Annotated in this window: 18 protein-coding genes; 9 read left to right on the forward strand and 9 right to left on the reverse strand. The window is 69.8% G+C overall.

Features of this window, described 5'->3' with window-relative positions:
* The 5 genes from pabB to G6048_RS16615 form a co-directional block, all read left to right on the forward strand.
* Positions 1-1,491: aminodeoxychorismate synthase component I (gene pabB, locus G6048_RS16595; protein ID WP_235989959.1), on the forward strand; the 1,491-nt coding region annotated here is incomplete at its 5' end.
* Positions 1,488-3,062 (forward strand): AMP-binding protein, encoded by a 1,575-nt coding sequence (locus tag G6048_RS16600; protein ID WP_165340311.1) that lies wholly within the window; start codon positions 1,488-1,490, stop codon positions 3,060-3,062. The genes pabB and G6048_RS16600, both read left to right, overlap by 4 nt.
* 59 nt (positions 3,063-3,121) lie before the next feature.
* Positions 3,122-4,690, forward strand: coding sequence for a class I adenylate-forming enzyme family protein (locus G6048_RS16605; RefSeq protein WP_165340312.1), 1,569 nt, complete (start codon positions 3,122-3,124; stop codon positions 4,688-4,690).
* The gene (locus G6048_RS16610; RefSeq protein WP_165340313.1) at positions 4,687-5,865 is read left to right on the forward strand and encodes an FAD-dependent monooxygenase; all 1,179 of its coding nucleotides are present in this window, start codon (positions 4,687-4,689) and stop codon (positions 5,863-5,865) included. The genes G6048_RS16605 and G6048_RS16610 overlap by 4 nt, the downstream gene beginning before the upstream one ends.
* Positions 5,866-5,920: 55 nt before the next feature.
* Positions 5,921-6,715, forward strand: coding sequence for an aminotransferase class IV (locus G6048_RS16615; protein WP_165340314.1), 795 nt, complete (start codon positions 5,921-5,923; stop codon positions 6,713-6,715).
* Positions 6,716-6,862: 147 nt separating this feature from the next.
* Here G6048_RS16615 and G6048_RS16620 read toward each other — a convergent pair whose 3' ends face one another.
* The 3 genes from G6048_RS16620 to G6048_RS16630 are packed head-to-tail and all read right to left on the reverse strand — an operon-like array spanning position 6,863 to position 9,405.
* Entirely contained in the window at positions 6,863-7,354 is a 492-nt protein-coding gene (locus tag G6048_RS16620) for a carboxymuconolactone decarboxylase family protein (protein ID WP_165340315.1), read from the reverse strand.
* 41 nt (positions 7,355-7,395) lie between these two features.
* Positions 7,396-8,094 (reverse strand): class I SAM-dependent DNA methyltransferase, encoded by a 699-nt coding sequence (locus G6048_RS16625; RefSeq protein ID WP_165340316.1) that lies wholly within the window; start codon positions 8,092-8,094, stop codon positions 7,396-7,398.
* A gap of 30 nt (positions 8,095-8,124) precedes the next feature.
* Positions 8,125-9,405, reverse strand: coding sequence for a streptophobe family protein (locus tag G6048_RS16630; RefSeq protein WP_165340317.1), 1,281 nt, complete (start codon positions 9,403-9,405; stop codon positions 8,125-8,127).
* A 170-nt stretch (positions 9,406-9,575) separates the two neighbouring features.
* Between G6048_RS16630 and G6048_RS16635 the strand changes: the two genes are divergently transcribed.
* On the forward strand, positions 9,576-10,799 hold the full coding sequence (locus tag G6048_RS16635) for a DUF6777 domain-containing protein (RefSeq protein WP_165340318.1): 1,224 nt from the start codon (positions 9,576-9,578) through the stop codon (positions 10,797-10,799).
* A gap of 167 nt (positions 10,800-10,966) precedes the next feature.
* Positions 10,967-11,449, forward strand: a complete 483-nt coding sequence (locus G6048_RS16640; protein ID WP_165340319.1) for a VOC family protein — start codon at positions 10,967-10,969, stop codon at positions 11,447-11,449.
* 103 nt (positions 11,450-11,552) lie between these two features.
* Here the strand turns inward: G6048_RS16640 and G6048_RS16645 are convergent, their stop codons facing one another.
* Positions 11,553-12,518 (reverse strand): MHYT domain-containing protein, encoded by a 966-nt coding sequence (locus G6048_RS16645; RefSeq protein WP_165340320.1) that lies wholly within the window; start codon positions 12,516-12,518, stop codon positions 11,553-11,555.
* Positions 12,519-12,871: 353 nt separating this feature from the next.
* Here G6048_RS16645 and G6048_RS16650 point away from each other — a divergent pair, with 353 nt between their 5' ends.
* Positions 12,872-16,525 (forward strand): LamG-like jellyroll fold domain-containing protein, encoded by a 3,654-nt coding sequence (locus G6048_RS16650; RefSeq protein ID WP_165340321.1) that lies wholly within the window; start codon positions 12,872-12,874, stop codon positions 16,523-16,525.
* A 113-nt stretch (positions 16,526-16,638) separates the two neighbouring features.
* Here G6048_RS16650 and G6048_RS16655 read toward each other — a convergent pair whose 3' ends face one another.
* The 3 genes from G6048_RS16655 to G6048_RS16665 form a co-directional block, all read right to left on the reverse strand.
* Positions 16,639-17,592, reverse strand: coding sequence for an SGNH/GDSL hydrolase family protein (locus G6048_RS16655; RefSeq protein WP_165340322.1), 954 nt, complete (start codon positions 17,590-17,592; stop codon positions 16,639-16,641).
* Between the two features lie 96 nt (positions 17,593-17,688).
* Entirely contained in the window at positions 17,689-18,732 is a 1,044-nt protein-coding gene (locus tag G6048_RS16660) for a helix-turn-helix domain-containing protein (RefSeq protein WP_165340323.1), read from the reverse strand.
* Between the two features lie 81 nt (positions 18,733-18,813).
* Positions 18,814-19,794 (reverse strand): alpha/beta hydrolase, encoded by a 981-nt coding sequence (locus G6048_RS16665; protein WP_165340324.1) that lies wholly within the window; start codon positions 19,792-19,794, stop codon positions 18,814-18,816.
* Positions 19,795-20,041: 247 nt separating this feature from the next.
* Between G6048_RS16665 and G6048_RS16670 the strand changes: the two genes are divergently transcribed.
* Positions 20,042-20,737 (forward strand): L,D-transpeptidase family protein, encoded by a 696-nt coding sequence (locus tag G6048_RS16670; RefSeq protein ID WP_165340325.1) that lies wholly within the window; start codon positions 20,042-20,044, stop codon positions 20,735-20,737.
* A gap of 55 nt (positions 20,738-20,792) precedes the next feature.
* On the opposite strand, the gene G6048_RS16675 is transcribed toward G6048_RS16670, so the two are convergent.
* Complete coding sequence (locus tag G6048_RS16675) at positions 20,793-21,995, reverse strand: Gfo/Idh/MocA family protein (protein ID WP_165340326.1); 1,203 nt, start codon at positions 21,993-21,995, stop codon at positions 20,793-20,795.
* Between the two features lie 25 nt (positions 21,996-22,020).
* Positions 22,021-23,373, reverse strand: a complete 1,353-nt coding sequence (locus G6048_RS16680; protein ID WP_165340327.1) for an ABC transporter substrate-binding protein — start codon at positions 23,371-23,373, stop codon at positions 22,021-22,023.
* Between the last annotated feature and the right edge of the window lie 5 nt (positions 23,374-23,378).

Genomic DNA, 23,378 nt, shown 5'->3' on the forward strand with positions numbered 1-23,378 from the left:
GGGTGGGACAGCTTGACGCCGGTGGTCCCCGGCCACCGGCTGCACACCCGCCGCATCGCCACCGCCGTGGACACCGAGGCCGCCTTCACCCGGATGTGCGCCGACGCCCCGCGGGCGTTCTGGCTGGACAGCTCCCGCGTCGAGGAGGGGCAGTCCCGCTTCTCGTTCTTCGGGGACGGCAGGGGCCCGCTCGCCGAGTTCGTACGCTACGACGTGGACACCGGCCTCTGCGAGGTCGAGCGCCCCGGACGGCCCCTGCGTAAGGTCCGCTCCTCCGTCTTCGACTACCTGAAGCGGCAGCTGGCGACCCGTCATGTCGACGGCACGGGGCTGCCCTTCGACTTCACCGGCGGCTATGTCGGCTACTTTGGCTACGAGTTGAAGGCCGACTGCGGATCGGACAACCGTCACCGGGCCGAAACCCCCGACTCCTGCTGGCTGTTCGCCGACCGGCTGGTCGCCGTCGACCACGAGGAGGGCTTCACCTACGCCGTCTGCCTGGCCGAGGACACCCCGCAGGCCACCCGCGAGGCCACCGACTGGCTCGACAGCGCGATGGCCCAGCTCAGCTTCGTATCGACGGACAAGCCGCCGCTGCCCGTCACCTCCGAGCCGGACCTCGAAGCCGCCGAACCGTGGCTGGTCCGCGACCGGGGGACCTACCTTGCGGACATCGAGGCCTGCCAGCGGGAACTCAGGGCAGGCACCAGCTACGAGATCTGCCTGACCAACGCCGCCCGGTTACCCGCACCGCGAGACCCCTACGACTTCTACCGGGTGCTCCGGCGCGTCAACCCGGCGCCCTACGCGGCCTTCCTGAGGTTCGGCGACCTCGACGTGGCCGGCTCGTCCCCCGAGCGCTTCCTGCGGATCACGGCGGACGGCATCGCCGAGGCCAAGCCCATCAAGGGCACCGCACCCCGCGGCGGCACCCCCGACGAGGACACCAGGCTCCGGGACGCGCTGGCCGCGGACCCCAAGACCCGCGCCGAGAACCTGATGATCGTCGACCTGCTCCGCAACGACCTGGGCAGGGTCTGCGAGACCGGATCGGTTCGGGTCTCCCGCCTCATGGCCACCGAGACGTACGCCACCGTCCACCAGCTCGTCTCCACCGTTGAGGGACGGCTGCGCGAAGGCACGGACGCGGTCGACTGCGTACGTGCCTGCTTCCCCGGCGGCTCCATGACCGGCGCGCCCAAGCTGCGCACCATGGAGATCATCGACTCCCTGGAGACCGAGGCCCGCGGCGTGTACTCCGGCGCCCTCGGCTACCTGGGCTGCGGCGGCGGAGTGGACTTGAGCATCGTCATCCGCACCGCCGTGTTCGCCGACGGCCTGATGCACCTGGGGGCCGGCGGGGCGATCGTCCTCGACTCCGATCCGGAGGCTGAGTACGACGAAATGCTGCTGAAGACCGCGGCACAGATGCGGGCCGTCCACCAGGAGCACACCGCTGTCCCCGCCGCTGCCGAGGAGCCGACCCGATGACCACCACGCACACAGACCGGCCGACCGCGCAGTCCCCGACCAGTCTGACGACCCTTCAGGCCACGCGGACCTTCGCCGACGCTGGCGCCCCCGGAAACCTGGCCGCCCATCTCGCCGCGCTCGCCGAGCGCCGTGACTGGACCACACGCACCGCCTTCCACCAGGGCCACCAGTCCTGGACCCACGGAGAGGTGCACGACCTCGCGGCCCGAGCGGCCACCGTGCTCGCCGACCACGGCGTCGCTCCCGGTGACCGGGTGCTGATCGCGCTGCCCGACTCCGTCGCCTGGGTGACGACCTTTCTCGCCACCGCCCGGCTCGGAGCCGTCGCAGTGCTGGTCAACCCCGAACTCACCGCCCCCGAGCACGAGTTCATGGCCGAGGACACCCGGGCCGCGCTCTGCGTGACCGGCCCAGGCCTCGAGGACCGCTTCGCGGACCGCGCCCGCCTCGGCGCCGATCAGCTGGTCGCGCTCACCCGGACCGCCGAGCCGACCGCCGAGGCCCACCCGGTCGACGCGCACAGCCCGCTCTACATCCAGTACACCTCCGGAACCACCGGAAATCCCAAGGGAGTTGTGCACTGCCACGGCGACCCGAAGACCTACCACGACCTGATCGGCCGACGGCTGCTGAAGATCACCCCGGAGGACGTCACCCTGTCGGTGTCGAAGATGTTCTTCGCCTACGGCTTCGGCAACACCTTCGCCTTCCCGCTGTTCTCCGGCTCCTCCGCCGTACTGGTGGACCGCCGCCCGACCCCCGCGGCCATCGACGAGATCGTCGTACGGCACCGGGTCACCCTCCTCTACTCCGTACCGTCGGCGTACGCCGCCCTCGTGGCCGACCGGGCCGGCGGCCACACCACCTGCTTCGCCTCCGTACGAGCCGCCATCTCGGCCGGTGAGGGCATGCCCGCCGGGCTCGGCGAACAGATCACCGCACTCCTCGGCGCGCCCGTGCTGGAACAGATCGGCTCCACCGAGGCCGGGCACGCCTTCTGCGCCAACAGCTTCCAGCACAACCACCCGGGCACCGTCGGTCGCCCCGTACCCGGCTTCGAGGTGGAGGTGCGCGACAGCGCCGGCCGCCCGGTGTCCGACGGCACAGCGGGCGAACTGTGGGTCCGCGGGCCGACGTTGACACCCGGCTACCTGAACCGGCCCGAGGAGACCGAGCGCACCCTGGTCGGCGGCTGGCTGGCCACCCGGGACCGGGCGCGCCGCGAACCCGACGGCACCATCCGGCACTTGGGCCGCGCCGACGACATGGAGATGGTCGGCGGCATCACCGTCTCCCCGCTGGAGGTGGAAGCCGCACTGCGGACCCATCGGGCGGTGAAGGAGATCGCCGTCGCCGCCGTCACCGACCGCAGCGGCGCCAACCGGTTACGCGCCTTCGTCGTCCCCGTCACCCCGATACCGGCCGGCCTCGAAGCCGAACTCATCGCCCTGGCCCGCGACCGCCTCGCCGCCTTCAAGGTCCCCCGCAGCGTCAGCTTCGTCCCGACACTGCCCCGCACCTCCACCGGAAAACTACGCCGCCACCTCGTCCGCCAGGGCGCGTGGTGACCATGAGCGCCGACTCGTCGACCCCGGCCTCAGTCACCACTGCAGAAAGGATTGGGCGCATGCGACAGCAGCAGCCCCTGCTCCCCGACCGCGGCTTCTACCTGGGCCCGATGTTCCGGCAGGCGGCCGACCGCCACGGAGCGGCCTTCGTCACGCTCGACCGGCCACTGGACGTCAACCCCGACCTCGGGGTCTACCTCAGCTACACCGTGCTCGCGGACCTCGTCGACGAGCTCTCCGGCCGGCTGTGGGAGGCCGGGGTCAGGCCGTCCGAGGAGGTGGTCATCCACAAGTCGGACAACGTCGACATCGTGTTGCTGACCTGCGCCGTCTCCCGGATCGGCGCCGTACCGGCGTTGCTCGCGCCCGCCCTGGCGGGCCCGGTGGCCGGACAGCTCCTCGAACGCCTTCACAAGCCCTGGCTGATCACCGACCGGGCCAAGCTGGAAGGACCGCTCAAGGACGTCGAACTCCCCACGCTCGTACGGCAGACGCTCTCCGTGGACGACGCACCCGGAGCCGTCCCCCTGGAGCGGTACGCCGGCAGCAAGCCGCCCCCGCCCGTACGCCTCCACCCCCGCGAACCCTCCCTGATCACGCACAGCTCGGGCACCACCGGCGTGCCCAAGCTCGCCGTGCACTGCCCGAACACCATGTGGAACCGCCTCCTGCCGCAGAAGGCGATGGGCTGGCCCACCCGCGGCGAGATCGCGGCACTGCACATGTCGTTCGTGCACTCGCGCTTCTATCACCTCCTCGGCGTGCTGCTGCACTTCGGCAGCCCACTGGTGCTGATCACCCACCCGGAACCCGCCTCGGTCGGCCCCCTCCTCACCCGCCACCGCCCCGGCATCGTCGAGACCCACCCCAACACCTTCGTCCTGTGGGAGGAGTTGGCCGACGCCCCCGGAGCACCGCTGTCCCGGGTCCGCTCGTACGGCTCCACCTTCGACGCCATCCATCCACGGACCGTACGGCGGCTGCTGGACGCCTCGAAGCGCCGCTCGCCGTATCTGATCCAGCTGTACGGGCAGAGCGAGACGGGCCCGGTCGCCTTCCAGTGGTTCACCCGGCGCAGCGCCGCCCGCGCCGACGGCCGCCGGGTCGGCACCGGCATCCCGGGCTTCACGCGCGTACGCATCTCCGACGGCTCCGGCGGGCGGGCCAGGCCCGGCACACCCGGACCGATCGAGGCCCGCACCAGAGGGCGCATCCTCACCTACCTCGGCGCTCGGGAGCAGTACCTGCGCCAACTCGACGGTGATTGGTGGCAGATGGGCGACATGGGCTACCAGAGCCGCCTGGGCGCGTTGTATCTGATCGACCGTGAGATCGACCAGATCGACTCGGTGCACAGCAACTTGGAGGTCGAGGACACCCTGATGTCCCGCCTGGAGGAGTTGCGCGAGGTCGTCATCGTGCGGGGCGCCGAGCGCGAACCTGTACCGGTCGTATGCGTCCGCGATGACGCGCCCCTGGACATGGAGCGATGGAAGGAGGCCACCGGTGACCTGCCCGCCATGGCGGAACCCCGGCAATGGCGCTTCGAGGAGCTGCCGATGACCGCCACCTGGAAGGTGAAGCGGGTGGAGATCACCCGCATGCTGACCGAGGGCACCCGCACATGAGCCCCGTCATCGTGGTGGGCGCCGGACCCGTGGGCCTGTCGGCCGCCCTCGCCCTGCGCGCCCGCGACCTGCCGGTCACCCTCCTGGAAGCCGACCCCGAGGGCCGCGAACGGCCGGGCAGCCGCGCCCTGTTCGTCCACCGGGAGACCCTGCACCTGCTCGAGTCGATGCGACCGGGACTGGCCGACGAGATCACCGCGTACGGACGCACCTGGCAGACCAAGCGCACCCTGTACCGGGGCCGCGAGGTCTACTCCCGCACCTTCCCGCCCCCCTCGGGACCACCGCCCTTCACCAGCCTGCGCCAGGTCGACACCGAACGCTTCCTGCTCGCCGCCTGCAAGGACGCCGGGGTGGAGTTCGTGTGGGGCGCCGAGGTGGTCGGCGTACGGACCGGCCCGACCGGCGTCACCCTGACCGACGACGACGGCCGCACCTGGACCGGCAGCCACGTCATCGCCGCCGACGGCGCCCGCTCGGCACTGCGGCGCGAACTGGGCATCTCCCTGGAAGGCAGCCACGCGAACGGCTTCCACGTCGTCGTGGACGTCGCCGACATCCCGGGCGCGGAACTTCCGCTGGAACGGGTCTTCCACTACGAGCATCCCGGCGTCGGCGGACGCAGCGTGATGCGCGTGCCGTTCACCGGCGGCTTCCAGCTCGACCTCCAGTGCCGAGACGACGACCGCCAGGAGACGTACGGCACCGAGGAGTCCGTACGAAGCTGGCTGCCGGCCGTGGTGGGGGAGGGGTACGCCGAGCGGATCCTGTGGGTGTCGACGTACCGCTTCCTGCGCAAGGTCGCCGCCACCTTCACCGACCCGCACCACCGGGTGCTGCTCGTCGGCGAGGCGGCGCACCTCTTCCCGCCGTTCGGCGCGCGCGGCATGAACAGCGGGATCGCCGACGCGGCGGCGGCAGCGGAGGCCATCGCCACCGGAGTGCCGGAAGCGGTCGCCCACTTCGCGGCGGCCCGGCGCGCGGCTGCCCTGTTCAACAGCGCCGCTGCCGGAACCGCACTGGACCATCTGCGGCCGCGGCGGCGGATCGTACGGGCCAAACAGCGCGCGGCAGCGGCACTCGCGCCCGTACTGCCGTGGTGCGGAGCCTGGCTGGAGCACGCTCCGTACGGGCCGCGCAACGGCTCACCGGCGAGCGCGGGCCGAAAGTACTAGGGCACCTGTTACCAGGGCACCCGATGAGACACGGAGTGAAATGAGAGGAGTCTCTATGACGCAACCCGCAACCGCGGAGGGCCTGTTGGCCTGGAACCCGGGCAGTGGTCTGACCCGGGGTCTGGCGGCCGACACCCGACTGCTGGCCGCGGACTCGTGGCTGCTGCGCGACGGACTGGTGCGCGGCTTCGAGCGGCACCGGGCACGCTTCGAGCGCGCCTGCGCCGACTCCGGCGCCCCACCGGCCGGACAACTCACCGAGTTCTGGCGGGAGATGACCGCCGCACTGCCCCGAACGGGAGCCTGGTTCCCGCGCGTCGAACTCGTCCGCGGATCCCTCCAGTTGAGACTCCTGCTGCGGCACGCCCCGGAACTCGCCCCCGAAGTACGCGTATGGGCGGCGGGCCAGCTCGACCCGCGGACCGTGCCCCGCCGCAAGGGTCCCGACCTCGACGTCCTGGCCCGGGTCCGGCAGCGGGCAGCCGGACAGGGCGCCCATGAAGCCGTACTCATCGCGCCCTCGGGCCTCGTCCTGGAGGGATCGAGCTCCAGCCTCCTGTGGTGGGAGGACGACACCCTCTGCTCACCCCCGACGCGGCTGCCCCTGCTCTCGGGGGTCACCCTCGGGCTCATCCAGGAACGGGCCGAGGCCACCGGCGTCCACCTCGCCCAGCGCGAGCGGACCCTGGAGGAGCTGGAGGGCCGCGAGGTGTGGCTGGTGAACGCCCTGCACGGGATCCGTCCGGTGGTCGCGTGGGAGGGCAGACCGCTGGAGGCGGGCCCGGCGCTGCGGGCCGAGGAATGGAGGAAATGGCTGGACGACATCATGGAGCCGTTGCCGGTCACCTGAAATCGACGTGCGAGGGGATGCTTCTGCGACCCGCGACGAAAACCACACATCCGAAACCGAAGGCGCCGGACGAATGAAATCGCCCGGCGCCCTCGACCCATTTCCGAATTCAGACCGGATTCACATCCGAGACTCTTCTCTATGACCTCAGTTGGTCTTCTTCTTTGGCTCATAGGCGCCCGGAGCCATACGTTGCGCGATGGCAATGCGGTTGTACGCGTTGATGACGGTGGCCGCCCAGATCAGTGCCGCGATCTGCTCCTCGTCGAAGACCTCGGCAGCCTCCGCGTACACCCCGTCCGGGACCTGCCCGTCGTGTACCAGGGTCACTGCCTCGGTCAACGCCAGTGCGGCGCGCTCCCGTTCGGTGAAGAACGGGGTCTCCCGCCAGGCGTTCAGCGCGTAGACGCGCTGCTCGGTCTCGCCCTGGGCGCGGGCGTCCTTCGTGTGCATGTCGAGGCAGAACGCACAGCCGTTGATCTGGGACGCGCGAATTCTGAGCAGTTCCAGCAGCTCCGGCTCGACCTTGGCATCGCGCGCCGCGGAAACGGCGGCACCGTGCAGAGCGCCCATCGCTCCGGAGACGTCGGGGGTAATTCTCTTGAGGGACACGCGGGTTATGGCATCGCTGTGGGACATGAGGCGACTCTAACCCCGCAATGACAGGCCGTGCCGGGGAATCAGGCGGAATTCTTCCGTCTCGTGGGCAACGGCTGTCGGAAAGCCGCCGGTTCGCCCTTGCGAGCCAGCAGATGGGCCTGCTGGAAGCCCCGTTCGTCGTTCTCGTCGGGCTCGCGCACCAGACGCGCCACCTCGACGAGCCCTCTCGCGCGCAGCAGGTCGGCGACAGGACCGGGCGACCATCGGTAGGCGAGCGCCACCTTGTGGTCGAACGCCTCGGCGAGCTGAGAGGGATCGTCGAGGGCCTGGAACGCGAGGAGCAGATGGCCGCCCGGCGCCAGCACCCGGTGGAACTCGGCGAACACCTCCGGCAGCCGCTCCGGCGGGGTGTGGATGATCGAGTACCGGGCGAGGATCCCGCCGAGTTCACCGTCGCCGAGGGGCAGCGCGGTCATCGAGCCCTGATCGAACCGCAGCTCCGGATGCGCCTTGCGGGCGATGGCGATCATCTCCGCCGACAGGTCGACGCCGAACGTGGTGAGCCCCAGCGCGTGCAGCAAAGCGGTCACATGGCCGGGCCCACAGCCAAGGTCCGCGACCGGCCCGGCGCCGTCCGCCCGCACGAACTCGGCGAACGCGGCGAGCATCGCCCGGTCCAGGGGCCAGTCCTCGAGCCCGTCGGCGAACGCCTCGGCATAACGGGCGGCTACGGAGTCGTACCCCGTACGGGTCGTGTGCAGGAAGTCCGGCTCGATCATGGCCCCGTACCGTAGTACGCCTCACTGACATCACGGTCGGGTACTGGCCACCTCGCCCCGCCGGTGCACACGCCAGGCGAGCAGCCCGCCCAGGAACCCCGTCACCAGCCCCCAGAGCGCGGCGAACCCCAGCGCGGTCCACAACCGTGGCCGCAGCAGGAGGTCACCGGACAGCCCGCCGCCCAGGTCACTGATGCCGAGGAGCGACAGGCCGTAGTGCGCGTGGATCCTGCCGACCAGGCAGACGGCGAGCACCGTGAGCACAAGCGCCACCGCCATGTGGAGGGCGTGCTGCCACAGACGCGTCCGGGCCGGTGAACGCGCGGCCATCAGGAACGCGGCGCCCACCACCAGCACGGCGTTGACGACGACCAGCCACCACACCCTGCCGTCGTGCTCGGAGAGCGAGCGCAGATCGATCGTCGAGATGTCCGGCGTACGCATCACCAGGTCCAGCAACCGTGGCATGGGCAGCCCGAACGGCCCGTCGACGCGCCCCTCCCACGAGGCACCCAGGCCGATGGTGAAGACGAGCCAGACGAGATTGGGCAGCCCGAGAAGGATCACGGCGAAGGTCTCGGCGGCATGCCCGCGCGTCGCCGCCACGACCAGGGCGATGAGGAGGCCGAGGACGACGTAGGCGAGAAGCAGCGCGACCATCGCGAACGCGGCGGGCCGCACCGACTCCTGGAAGCGCAGCAGCCGGGCCGGAAGCGGCGCCTTTCGCGAGACCAGCAGCGCGAGAATCATGACTCCCGCGAGCCACAGCAGCCCGAAGAACACCGTCACCGGTACCTCGGCTTCGAAGCCCACCCGGGGCGACGCCACCTCCCCGAACAAGTCGCCGATGTCGCCGAGACCGTCCTCCCCGAGCGAGATGTCGAAGGTCTGGCGGGCCGGCACCGAGAGCGCGACCAGCGCGAAGAGCCAGACGACGGCGATACGGACGGCCCAGCCCGCCAGCTCCGGAGCCCCGGCCACGGCCCGGTGGCGCAACGGCCGCAGGAATCCGGCGGCGACGACCAGCACTCCGGCGAGGGCCACCGACAGGGGGAGCACCGTCAGGTTCGCCTGGGTCTCGGCGAGGGCTCCGGCATTGCCCGCGAACTCGACCGAACCGCCGACCGCCGCCACCACGGTGGCCAGGACGACCCGTGGAAACGCGCCCTCGGGCAGATCCGTCGCCCCGGCCGCCCACAGCCCGAGCGCGGCGACCACGAGCATGACGATCACTCCTGCGAGGACCGTTACGACGGCCTCGGCCCAGCCATGGCGGGCCACTGCCTGGTCAGCGGGTGTCTGCGTCCTCACGCTGCCACGCTAGGCAGGCCTCCGGCACCGCGCCTGCCGAGAGGGCTGACCGCGTCAGCTTGCGAGTGATAGGGAACCAGCACACACAATGGATGCATAGCGGCCGAATTGTCACGAAACATATGAAATTTGCGAAAGGCAGTGCACCCTTACGCCGGAAAGAAGAGCTCGTGAGCGTCGAACCGCCGTCCTCCGACCGCCCCACCGGACCCCCTTCGGGCCCGCTGTCGGGTCCGCCCCAGCCTCCTCCGCCGGGTGACCGCGCCCCGCTGGGCCCGTCGGGCGGCGGCTCGGAAGCCGGAGGCCCGGGAGGCGGCGGCCCTTCCGGCCCCAGCGGCCCACTCGGTCCGGCCGAGCCCGGCCCCGGTGACGGACCCGGCCGGCCGTGGTGGAGGTCCGCGCCCCGCGTCGCGGTCATCGCCCTGGTGGCCGTCGCCGCCGTGGTCCTGGCCGTCGTCCTCACCCGCCCCGACGGCGGCACCTCGAGCTCTGGCAGCGAGGTCTTCCTCCAGGCCGCGGGCAAGTCGGGCCCCGACCCGTTCACGAAGTCGACGGCAGAGGACAGCTCGACCCTCCCGGAGACGCCCTCGCCCACGACCACCTCGGACTCCGCCAACGTGACGCGGGGCGTGGACGGTTCGGCCCCCGGCCTCTACGGCGGTACGCGCAACAAGGCCAGCTGCGACGTGGAGAAGCAGATCAACTACCTACAGGAGTCCCCGGCCAAGAACGAGGCCTTCGCCTCCGCCCTCGGTCTCGAACCCTCCGGCGTTCCCGGATACCTCCGCTCGCTCACCCCCGTACAGCTGCGAATGGACACCCGCGTCACCAACCACGGCTACCGCGATGGCGCCGGCACCGGCTACCAGGCCGTCCTGCAGTCCGGCACCGCCGTCCTCGTCGACGACCGCGGCGTACCCCGGGCGCGCTGCGCCTGCGGCAACCCGTTGACGCCACCGGTCGCACAGAAGGGCACCCCAGAGAGGACGGGCGACTCCTGGCCTTCGTACCGCTCGTCGAACGTCGTGGTCATCTCGCCCGCGCCCCAGGTCATCAACACCTTCGTCCTCTACGACCCCGACAACGACGAGTGGATCGAGCGCCACAAGGGCGACACCGGCACCAAGGACAAGAAGACGAAGCCCCCCGAGAAGCGCCCGACCCCGTCCGAGAGCTCGCTGCCTCCGTCCCCGAAGACCTCACCGCCCACACCGTCTACACCGACCCCGGAAACGACGTCTCCGGACGAGGAAACGTACCCAGAGCCCGAGACCTCCGAACCCCCACCGGACGAGCCCACTCCGTACGAAGAGGACCCCGCCGATTCACCCCCCGACCAAGGCTCCCCGGAACCCCCGGCCAACAACGGCTCCGAGCCGATCCCGAGCACGTGAAGCAGGGCGCCTACGGGGCTGGTGGGTGACACTCCGCGTCGCGGCCGCGCCACAACGCACCCGCACCCGAAAACGAACCCAACCGCGGAGGTAACCCGCGGAGCGATGAGTTTTCCGACGAGGACCAGTCGACACAGGTGACAGCGTTCACCGACCAGGAGGTCCCCATGACCACCGACGGCTTCACCACATGCCTCTGGTTCGACGGCCAGGCCGAAGACGCCGCGAACTTCTACGTCTCGGTCTTCAAGAACTCCCAGCTCGGCCGAGTCCTCCGCTACACGAAGGCCGGCCCCGGCCCCGCCGGCACCGTCGTAACCGTCGAGTTCGTGGCGAACGGCCAGAAGTTCGTCGCCCTGAACGGCGGCCCCGAGTTCAAGTTCAACGAGGCCGTCTCCTTCGAGATCCGCTGTGAGGATCAGGACGAGGTCGACTTCTACTGGAACAAGCTCACCGAGGGCGGCGGCCAGGAGGGCCCCTGCGGCTGGCTGAAGGACAAGTTCGGCGTCTCCTGGCAGGTGGTCCCGACCAGGTTCCTCGAGCTCCTCAGCGACCCCGACGAGGAGAAAGCGGCCAGGTCGATGGAGGCGATGATGAAGATGTCGAAGCTGGACATCGCCACCCTGGAGAAAGCCGCCGCAGGCGGGTGACCCACAGCGGCGCACAGCGGCCGACCTGCAGCGGTGCACAGCGGCTGGCCCGCCGCACATCACCGCGGCATGACCGGCGCTGTGCGCCGCCGCAAAAGCCAACTCACCACTCGTAGGCGGACTTCGAAGCCTCGTACTCGTACTGCCCACGAGGACGTCCCGCAGAGCCGGGCGGCACGTCGGAACCCCGGGCCCCCTGCCGGCCCTCGACGCCCTCGAACCCCTCGAAGAGCGAGCCGCCCCGCCCCGCGGACGCTTCGCCGTCGCTCCCGTCCGCGTCCGCGTCCGCGGACGCGGCCCGCCGCTGCGAGGCAGCCCGCCCCTCATCCCCGTCCCCCGTGACCAGCAGAGGATCGAACATAACGATCGCTCCGGCCAGCACCAGAAAGATGACCGGCCCCAGCAGCATGGGCAGCAGCAGCGACAGCGGCGAATCGCCACCCCGCGCCCCGCCGGTCGTGTCGTGCAGATGCACACTGACCGCCGCCATGCCCGTGTAGTGCATGCCGCTCACGGCGACACCCATGACCAGGCTGGCGCCCAGGCTCGTAAGGAAGCCGTGGATGGAGACGGCCGCCCAGAGCGCGGCGGTCGCGGCCACGACGGCGATCACAATCGAGAGCGCGACGGTGCCAAGCGCGTAATGGATGCTCCCGTCCATCTGGATCGCCGCCATACCCAGATAGTGCATCGCGGCGACGCCGAGCCCGGTGACGATTCCCGCGATGGACAGAGTGCCACCGGAGGCGCCGCCGTATCCCACGATGAAGACGCCGATGCCGACCACGGCGATCGCCACCAAGAGGCTCAGCACGGTCAGGCCCACGTCGTAGCTGAGGCGGGTCTCCTCGACCTGGAAGCCGATCATCGCGATGAAGTGCATCGTCCAGATGCCGCAGCCGATCGACACCGCGCCGAGCCCGAGCCAACCGGGCTTCCACGACTGCTTGTTGTTGAACAGGGTCCGGACGATGCAGCGCAGCCCCAGGGCCCCGCCGAGGCAGGCCATGAGATAGGCGGCCACCGGAGTGACAACGCCGTAGCTGAATCCGTCCACTGTGCCTTGCATATGCCAATTCCCCCCGAGGCATGGCTACTTGGAAGGGGAAGATTCGCGTCCGAGGCGCCGCCATAGCAAGCCCTTACCGTCGGTACTCGGTCATGTCGGTGCGGCCTGACGCAATTGCTGCTATGGATTGGCGCAATCCGACCGGTTGGGATGTCGGCCTGCCCCGAACCCGACCGGTGTGATTCCGCCGTGACAGGTGTTGCGCAAAGTCTTGACCGTGACTCGATCACACACCTACGGTGCCGCCGACGCTACGAACTGTGTTCGAAATGCCGTACGGCTGGGTCGAGTTGAGCGTGGCCACGTCGTCGAACCGGTTCGACGGCGACGGCCCTTCTGAAAGGACGTCATCCATGCCATCCGCTGACAGAGGCGCGCGGCGCAGAGCCCCGGCCGCCGTGGCGCTGGCCCTCGGCGCGGGCCTGCTGGCCGCACCGGCCGGCCCCGCGCAAGCGGCCGAGCCGCCCAAGCCGACCGCCCGTTACACCTTCGACCAGGACGACCTCGCCTCCGGCAAGATCACCGACAGCTCCGGCAACGGACTGACGGCGGACCTGGTGAACGGCTCCACCGCCCAGTCCGTCGAGGGCACGGGCGGCGGCAAGGCGCTCGCCCTGCCCGGCGGGGCGGACACGTCCAACGGGGCGTACGTCCGCCTGCCCCGCGGAATCGTGGGCGACGCAACGGACTTGACGGTTTCCGCCCGCGTGAAGTGGAGTGGCGGCAAGTCGTCCTGGCAGCGGATCTTCGATCTGGGCACCAACACCACCAAGTATTTCTTCGCCACCCCGTACAACGGCGACGGCGTCATGCAGACCTCCGTGACCACCGGCGGAGGCGGCGCCGAGAACCAGGTCAAGGGCTACGCGCCGCTCCCCGCGGACAAGTGGCAGACCGTCACCGTCACCCTCGACACCTCGGCAGGCCGGCTCACCACCTACGTCGACGGTGTGGCGGTCTCCTCCGCCGAGACCAGCATCAAGGCCAGGGACGTACTGGAGAGTTCGGCCACGGCCGCCGGTTACATCGGCAAGTCCCTGTGGCCGGATCCGCTGCTCGAGGGCGCGGTCGACGACTTCACCGTGTGGCATGCGGCGCTCAGCTCCGAGGAGGTGGCCGGCCTGGTCGGCAGCGTCCCCACCCTCCAGGAGCTCTCGAAGACGTCCTTCGAGGCCCGTACGACGAACGGGACCGCCCCGACCCTCACCGCCGCCGTCCGCTCCACCTACTCCGACGGCTACGACCGCGACACCCCGATCACCTGGGACGAGATACCGGCCGACAAGTACGCCCAGCCCGGGACGTTCACGGTGGCCGGAAAGGCGGCCGGGCGCGAGGTGAAGGCGACCGTCACCGTGGTCCGCGAGGGCCAGCTGACCGTCGACCTCGGCTCGGACACCGGCAAGTTCCACGGCGGCGCCTCCGGCACCCTCTACGGCGTGTACGGACCGGACGTCCCCACCAACAACCTCATCGAGGGCATGGGCCTGCGCACGGTCTCCACCAAGGCGCAGGACGGTCCGCAGCATCCCGGTGCCGACGCGCTGGAGGTGGTGAAGCCGCTGGCCGACTCCACCGACGGTGACGTGTACATCTACATGACGGACATCCACCGCGGCTTCCCGTACCAGTGGCCCGGTGACACTCCCCAGGAGAAGGTCAAGCTCTACCGGGAGAAGGTCGAGAAGCAGGTCGACCAGGTGCTCAAGCTGCCGAAGGAGTACCAGGACAACGTCGTCTTCGTGCCGTTCAACGAGCCCGAGGGCAACATGTTCGGTACGGGCGAGTGGAGTTACAACAAGACCAGCTGGCTCAACGACCCGGACGACTTCTTCGCCACCTGGGACGACTTCTACAAGCTCATCAAGGGCAAGCTGCCCGAGGCCCGTATCGCAGGCCCCAACACCAGCGTCCTGTATGACCAGGTGAAGGGCTTCCTGACCCACACCCTGGAGGCCGGCACCCTCCCCGAGGTCATCAGCTGGCACGAGCTGAGCCACCCGGAGGCGGTGCGCGACAGCGTCGCCAAGTACCGCGAATGGGAGAAAGACCTCTTCAAGGGCACCGACCGTGAAGGCAAGCAACTCCCCATCAACATCAACGAGTACGCCTTCAACTACCACACCTCCGTCCCCGGCCAGATGATCCAGTGGGTGTCCGCGATCGAGGAGTCCAAGGTGGACGCCGACATCGCGTACTGGAACATCGACGGCAATCTCTCGGACTCCGCGGTGCAGTCCAACCGCGGCAATGGGCAGTGGTGGCTGCTGAATTCGTACGCCTCGATGAGCGGGCACACGGTGAAGGTGACTCCGCCGTTCCCGGGCGAGAACTACACCATGCAGGGTGTCGCCACGCTCGACGAGAAGAAGAAGCAGTCCCGGCTGATCTTCGGCGGCTCCGACGGCAAGGGCCACATCACCTTCGACAATGTCCCGAAGAAGCTCTTCGGGGACCGCGTGCACGCCTGGGTGAAGGAGATCGAGTGGAGCGGGCAGGTCGGTGACAACTCCGGCCCGAAGCTGCTCGCCGAGCAGAACCTGAAGGTCGGTGCCGACGGCAAGGTCGTCGTCGACTTCGGCGACGGCGCGCTGCCGAAGCTGAAGGAGTCCTCGTCGTACGAGATCGTCCTCAGCCCGGCCGGGAAGGCGAAGGACACGCAGTCCCCGCCCGTGCGCTGGAAGGACTCGTACGAGGCGGAGGACGCCGCCCACACCGGGTCCGGCTACACCAAGAACGGCCCGGAGGGCTCGCCGCGCGACGTGTCGAAGTTCTACACCTCCGGCGGCTACGACGTGGGCGGTCTGCGCACCGGCTCGGACGTCACGCTCGACTTCACGGTGGACGCCCCCGAGGACGGCACCTACGACCTGAGCGTCTTCGCCAACTCCCTCAACACCTTCGACAGAGTGAAGGAGCAGGGCCCGACCAACGTCTTCCTGCGCGTGGACGGCAAGGCGGACAGTGAGCAGGAGTTGCATCTGCCGCTCGGCTACAAGTGGGTGGTGTGGGACCACACCGACACCAAGGTGAAGCTCACCAAGGGCAAGCACACCATCACGCTGGCCGCGAAGAGTGCCGACGGCAAGGGCGCCACGAAGGGCGACGCCATCGTCGACCGCCTCACCCTCTCGCTCCCCGAGGCATCCGCCAACACCCAGGTGTACGAAGGCGAGTTGGCCTGGCTGGGCGGCGGCGCGGAGCCCGTCTACACCACTCCGAAGCGGCCCACCACCGGCTCGGGCGCGGTCCGGCTCCCGAAGAACGGGACCGCCACGTTCTGGGTCTACTCACCCGCCGACCGCGAGGCCACCCTCAAGGTCGACACCCTCTCCGGCTCGGGCGCCCGGATGTCCGTCAACGGGCACGACGTCCTGCGCCTGGGCAAGGGCGGCGGCAGCGCGGCGGTCTCGCTGACCGGCGGCGTCAACAAGGTGACGGTGACCGGAGGTTCGGCCACCACCCTCGTCGACCGGCTCCGGGTCACGCCCACCGAGGGCGCGCTGCCGGCGCGTACGTACGAGGCGGGCGACGCCAAGCTCGCCGGTTCGGCCAAGCTCGCTGAGCTCTCCCTGGCCACCGACGGCACGGCGATCACCGACATCGGCGGTGACCCCGGCAACGGCAACACCGCGACGTTCACCGTCAAGGCCGACCGATCCGGTCTGCACGCGCTGCGGGTCCGCTACTCCAACCCGGAGCAGTCGGAGGCCACCCACTACAACCCGGACCCGCTCGCCCGCCACGCCGACATCAGCATCAACGGCGGCAAGGTGCAGCGAGTGGGCTTCCCGCACAGCTTCCACCAGAACAACTTCTGGGAGCTGACCATCCCCGTCCAGCTGAAGAAGGGGCAGAACACGATCGCCTTCCGTTCCGAGGAGCTGCCGAACTTCGACGGCACCTCGTACGCCTCGGACACCTTCCCCGGCGTACTGCTCCGCTCCCGCTACGCGCCGCTGATCGACCGGATCACCGTCGCCCCGTACGCGAGGGAGACCCGATGACGCCATGACCACCGGCGGCGCGGCGATGAGGGCGCCGCGCCGCCGGTATCCACGCGGGTGCCCGGGTCCGTCGAGAGGTCAGCGGACCCGGGCATCTGCTGTGCACGGCTCTGTCAGTTCACCGCGGCGGCCAGCGTCTTGGTGATCGCCCGGGTCATGCGCAGGATGCCGGGGGAGGGGACCGGGCAGGGCCTGGACTTCGCGGTGGTGGGGGCCAGGCAGAAGTGCAGGTAGTCGTCGTCGCGGTGCAGGGCCGTGCGGTTGCCGCCCGGCTGAGTGCAGTACGCCGGGTGGTCGCGTTCGTACGGCGTGCACGGCAGGTGCTGAACCCAGGTGTAGCGGGCGTCGGCCGGGCCGACCTCCTTGCCGGCGTCCGCGACCAGGCCGCCGGAAGCCTCCGCCTGCTGCTGGTAGATCGCGTTGACGCGGCGGACCCGGTCGGGGGTGATCGGGTCCGGGCCTTGGAGCACCCATACGACCTTCGGACGCTTCGCACCCGACGCGTTCGTGATCTGGTCGGTCAGTTTGCGGGCGTCGGAGGTGTAGCGCGCGAAGTACGTGGCCGGATCCTTGCCGTGCGTGATCCCGTCCATGCACCACGTGTAGTCCCAGGCGTTGGCCCAGAACTGCAGCACCACGAAGTCCGGCCGCAGCGAACGCACCAAAGCAGCCGCCTTGTCCCTGGGTGGTACGAGCGACTTCTCGCCGGTGCCCTCCAGGTAGTCGCAGAGCGTCGTCCCGGAGTACGGGGCGCTGGTGTAGCGCGCCTTCAACTCATCCTGGAGGAGCCCGCCGAGGACCTTCTGGTTCTCCATCGCGAGCGAGTCACCGAGGTACAGCACAGTGGGCCGCTTCGCAGGCACCTCAGCCTCAGCCTCGGCCGCGGGGGAGGCGGGAGGCCGCTGCTGCTGTGTGGTCGAGGACGGCGACGGGCCCGGAGCCTTCGCCGCCGGTGCTGCTGAAGCCGGCCGCTCGGGCGGCGCTGTCCCCGGCTCGGACGAGGGGTCTCCACATGCTGCGAGCAGCAGCAAACCCGCCAGCACCCCGCCGGCCCACGTCCTGCGCATACGGACAACTCCCGCCCCAGCCACCGAAAACGGCCCCCAGACAAGCACAGCGGGGCCCGCGGTGGAAGTGCCCGGAGAGCCAACGCACCGGTGACTTCAGAGCTGGTTGCGGGTGAGCAGCCTGGCCGCCAGGGCGAGTTGGAGCCGCAGATGGCCCTGCGGGGTACGTACCGGCCAGCCGAGCAGGGACTCCGCGTGGGCCAGGCGGTCCTGGAGCGTCGAGTGGTGGACGTTCAGTGCGGTGGCCGCTGTGCGCCGGCTCGGGGAGGTGATGACGGCGTACAGGGTGGGCAGGAGCCACGGGCTCGCCGCGGCGGCCTGGTCAAGGGCGCGTACGTCGGGCGGTGGCTCCGTGCCCGGGGTGACCACGACGGCCAGGAGGGCCAGCGTGCCGAGTTCATCGGCGTGGACGATGCGGGGGCCCGGGTCCTGGTCGGTGCCCTCGGCCGTGAAACGCAGGGCCGTGCGGGCGGCGGACCAGGAGCGCGGCAGTTCCAGTACGGGGACCGCGGGGCCCACCCCGAGCCGGCTCTCGTCCGTGAACTCCGGGCCGGGGACCGGCTGAACGAGGGCTCGCTCGCCGGAGGCGAGGCTCAGAGAGGCCTGCATCTGTGGGCCACCGCGGAGTGCGATCGCGCGAGCCCGCCCGTCCGGGTCGAGACCGAGCCCGCGCGCCGCGTGGAGCCGGGCGGCCTCCGCGGCGGTGGGGTCCAGCACCGTCTCCAGCAGGGCCGGATCGTCGGCCGGGCCGTGTACCGGCGCCCGCCCACGGGTGCGGTCCAGGACGTGCCGGGCGGCGCTCGCGGTCCGCTCAAGGACCATGGCGTCGACCACCGTCCGCGGCCCCGTGCGCTCGAGCCACACTGCTGGTGCCCCGCCCGGGGTCAGCGGCACCGAAGGCCACTCGGGGCGCACGGGTCCGTTCTCGTCGCGCCGCCGCCCGTCGGGCTCGACCCGGACCCGTACCTGCCTGGTCTTGTCGACGAGCCGCGCGGGGCAGCCGGACAACACCGCCGCACCCCGCACAAGGGCCTCGAGCCCGGCGCGCCCCTCGACCAGCCGGTCGAAGTAGGCGATGACCTGGACGGCGGCTCCGGCGTCCGGGTCGAGCGCGGCCAGGCGGCCAGCCAGCTCTTCCATCTGCTCATTCTCGGTCAGGAATCACCATTTGGTGCCATGAGTCACGGCGTCACCGTGTGCTGTCCGCCGGTGAGTGACGTGTCACTCACCGAGCAGTCGGTGCAGCCACCTCAGCCGGGCCGCCCGGGCGTCCTGGGACAGCGCGGCCTGCGGGGCGAGATCGTCGAAGGCGTGGAAGCCGCCCGGCCATACGTGCAGCTCGGCCTGGCCGCCCGACTGCCAGATCCGGGACGCGTAGGCGACGTCCTCGTCGCGGAAGGTCTCGGCCGAGCCGACGTCGATGAAGGCCGGAGGAAGACCGGACAGGTCCTCGGCGCGGGCCGGGGAGGCGTACGGGGAGACGTCCGCGGTGCCGCGTGCCTCACCGAGCAGCGCGCTCCAGCCGGTCTCGTTGGCCGTGCGGTCCCAGACGCCGAGACCGGCCATCTGGTAGGTGGACGGGGTGTCATTGCGGTCGTCCAGCATCGGGCAGAGCAGCATCTGGCCGATCGGACGCGGCCCCTTCCGGTCACGGGCCAGCAGAGCCAGTGCCGCGCTGAGCCCGCCGCCCGCGCTGCCGCCCGCCAGGATGATGCGGTCCGGGTCGCCACCGATTTCCTTGGCGTTCTCCGCCGTCCACAGCAGACCCGCGTAGCAGTCCTCTACCGGGGCCGGGTTCGGATGCTCCGGAGCGAGACGGTACTCCACCGACACCACGACCAGGCCCAGCTCCGCGGCCCACTCCATCGTCACGCCGAGGCCGAGCCGGTTGTTGCCCAGCACGAAGCCGCCGCCGTGCGAGTGGTAGAGCACCGGCCGCGGACCGGGCGCGGCGGTGGGCCGGCAGATCAGGAGGGAGATATCGGGTGCGCCCTCGGGACCGGGCACCGTACGCTCCTCGACCTCGAAGGCGCCGTTCCGGCTCAGGTCCTCGTTCGTCGGCAGGTCGAAGGGGCCGTCGTCGCCCAGCCCCCGCACCATCGGGATCCACTCCGGCAGAAGGGTGGTGGGCGCCTGCTCGCCCATTACGGCGAGCGCCGCGGCCAGCTCGGGGTCGAAGGGCGGCGGGGGACTGGTGGTCATCGGGTTTCTCCTCAGTTCGGCGTCGTTGCCTGACGCCGATACTCACCTTCCCCGAGTGACAGCGGGTCCCGCCGTCCGGCGGAAGTCTCCCGCAGAACGGCGGGCTGCGTAACCGTTTCATCTCGGTGACGGCGGACTGCGTAACCGTTTCGTCTCAGCGCGGGCCGAGCTACAACCCACCCCCACTGGTGCCCGTCTAGCTGGCACAGAGTGCACCACGCAGGTCGAGGAAAGGGAAAGGCCCGCCATGGGGGACATACGCAGACGGGGAGCCGTCGTACTGGGCGTCACGGCGCTGGTGGCGCCGCTGACCGTCGCGCTGGGCGCGGCGCCGGCGCAGGCGGCGAGCTGCAGCACGCAGGCAGGTCCGTATCAGAAGCAGGTGGAGAGGTTCCTCGGCCGGACCGTCGACGGCAGGCAGTCCGCCGCCGACTGCCGGGCGATCAAGGCCTTCCAGACCAAGCACGGCATCAAGCCGAACATCGGGTACGCGGGGTCGGTCACCTGGGGCGTGATGGACCTGATGAAGAAGCAGAAGGCCGTCGGCAACAACCCCAACAGGGACGGCAAGTGCCCGGTCAACAAGGGCCGCATCGCCTGCGTGAACCTGACGCTGCAGCTCAGCTGGATCCAGGACGGCAACAGGCTCGTCTACGGCCCCGTTCCGGTCCGTACCGGACGCAACGGATACGAGACCCGCACCGGCCTGAAGAAGATCTACTGGCGGAACATCGACCACGTCTCGACCATCTACGACGTGCCGATGCCCTACAGCCAGTTCTTCGACGGCGGCCAGGCCTTCCACTCCGCCGGCGTGAGCATGTGGAACCCGCCCGGCTCACACGGCTGCACCAACATGACGAAGACCGACGCCAAGAAGTACTGGTCGCTCCTCAAGAAGAACGACGACGTCTTCGTGTACGGCCGCAAGCCGGGCACCTGACAGGTCGGCCCGGCTCCCCCGAGAGGCAGCCGGGCCGAAGTCGACGCGGGGCTGGTCACTCCTCGGGCGCGTCCCCGAAGTCCGGTATCTCCAGCCTCGCCCCGCCCTGCCGCGCAGAGTCGTGCGCGATGATGCCCGGCAGGGTGTAGCGGGCGGCCACCCAGGCGTTCACCGACGGCAGGCTGCGCGTGTTCACCGCGGTCACGAAGTCGTCCACCAGGAAGTGGTGGCTGCCCTCGTGGCCGTTGTGCAGATGGTCGAACTCCCGCGGCAGCCGGGCCCGGTCGTGCACGGGCGCCGAACCGGAGGTGAAGGCCGCCCGCAGGTCGGGTGCGATGTGCTGCAGCGACGGATCGTCGGGAGACATGGTCGGCTTGGGCTCCAGCAGCTCGCTGATGTCCTTCACCCCCTTCTTGTCCTGCCACAGGGCCACCGTGGCGAGCTGTTCCATGCTGGCGTCCGTACCGAAGAAACGGAACCGGGACTCCCTGATGTGCGAGGGATAGCCGACCCGCCGGAACTCGTTCGTACGGAACGAACCGCCGCCCGCGACCTCGAACAGCGCGGTCGCGTTGGAGAAGTCGTTGCCGAACTGGCTGACCTCCTGGTCGAAGACCCCGTCACCGCGATCGTCCTTGACGCCGATCGCGGACACGCTCACCGCATGCGTCTGCCAGGCGCCCAGCACACCGCCCACCGAGTGCGTCGGGTAAAGGAGCGGCGGATAGCTGGCCGTGGACTTCCAGTCCTCGCCGCCGCTGTACTGATAGGCCTCGTAGAACCCGAGGTCCATGTCGTGCACATAGTCGCCCTCGGCGTAGAAGAGCCGCCCGAACGCGCCCTCGGCGATCTGGTTGCGGGCGTGCACGGTCGCCGGGTTGTACTGGCTGGTCTCGCCCATCATGTACGTCAGACCGGTGGCCCGTACGGCATCGATGATCGCCGCGATCTCCTCCGTACTGATCGCCATCGGCACCGCCGAGTACACGTGCTTGCCGGCGTTCAGCCCCTGGACCACCAGCGGGCCGTGCGTCCAGCGCTGGGTGAAGATCGCGACGGCGTCGACCGCCGGTGACTCCAGCATCGCCTCGTACGACGGGAAGGTGCCGGTCAGGCCTTCGGCCGCGGCGAGCTGCTCGGCCCGCTCGGGGAGCAGGTCGGTGATGTGGACGGCGTGGACGCCGGGGTGGGCCAGGAACAGCTTGGCGAACTGGCCCGAGAACTGTCCGGCACCGACGATGCCGAGGGAGAACGTCATGTAGGGGTGCCCTTCACTGGTCGAGTCACTGGTCGAGAATCAGGTTGATCTGGTCGTTGGTCTCGTCGAGGCTGCTCACCGGCTTGCCGTTGCCGTAGATGTCCTCCATGGCGGGCTCCATCAGCGCCTGCACGTCCGCCGCATAGCCGGTGATCGGGTAGGAGAAGGTGGTGAAGTCCTTCTTGTCGGCCACCGGTTCGGTGAACGCCGAGACGTCGATGCCCTTCTTCTTGTACGCGGCCACCGCGGCGTCCGTGGCGTCGGGCGTGGCCGGGAAGACGATGCCGTAACGGCCCACCGTCGTCTGGCACTCGTTCGACGCCAGGTACTTCACCCACTTCTTGGCGCCCTCCTTGTTGCGGGCGTTCTTGGTGATGGAGTCGGCGAGGCCGTTCATCATCGTGGCGCGCTTGCCGGTGGGACCCTCGGGCGTGAGGGCGGTGCCGGTCTTCATCCCCTTGAAACCGGCGTACGTCGAGATCATCCACGCGCCGTCCAGCGAGGACGCCGCCTTGCCCGCGGCCACCTGGACGTTGCCCTCGTTGGACTGGGAGTTCCAGTCGGACAGGGGTGCCATGTAGCCCTTCTCCGCCAGGCCGAAGTACCACTTGATGACCGACTGGAAGGTCTTGTCGTTGAACTGGTACTCGGTGCCCCACCGCTTCTTGTCGGTGTAGTCCCAGCCCGCGGAGGCGGCGAAACTGCTCCACTGAGTCTGGCCGTCGGCGTAGCCACCGCCCTTGGATGCCAGGCCGTACACCTTGACGTTTTTCTTGTCGAAGCCGGGCTCGTCGCCCCGCTTGCCGTTCCTGTCGATCGTGAGGTGGGCGATGGCCTTCTCGAAGGAACCGCCGTCCTTCGGGTTCCAGGACAGGGTGTTGAGCTGCTCGGCGCTGAGGCCGGCGTCCTGCGCCATCTTCTCGTTGTAGAAGAGGGCGACGGTGTCCCAGTCCTTCGGGGCGCCGTAGCGGTGGCCGTCCTGGCCGGTCCAGTTGGCGGCCAGGCCCGGCTGGTAGTCGGAGTCGTTGATGCCGAGGTCGTCCAGCGGCTCCAGCACTTGCAGGTCGGCGAACTGGCCGAACTTCTGGATGTGGTCGGTGAAGACGTCCGGTTGGGTGCCCGCGATGAAGCTCGCGGTGAGCTTGGTCCAGTAGTCGTCCCAGCCCATCTGGGTGATCCGGACGTTCAGTCCCGGGTTCTGCTTCTCGAAGCCCTTGGCGCAGGCCTCGTAGGCGGGCAGCTGGTTGGCGTCCCACAGCCAGTACGTCACCGTGTTCTTCGCGGACGAGCCGGTGCCATCGCCCTGGGCACACCCGGTCGCCAGGGACAGTGCCAGGGCCCCGGCCAGCGCGCCGACCGTACGGAATCGAAATCGCATGACCA

The organism is Streptomyces ureilyticus, from assembly GCF_011045025.1.
Lineage (GTDB): Bacteria > Actinomycetota > Actinomycetes > Streptomycetales > Streptomycetaceae > Streptomyces > Streptomyces ureilyticus.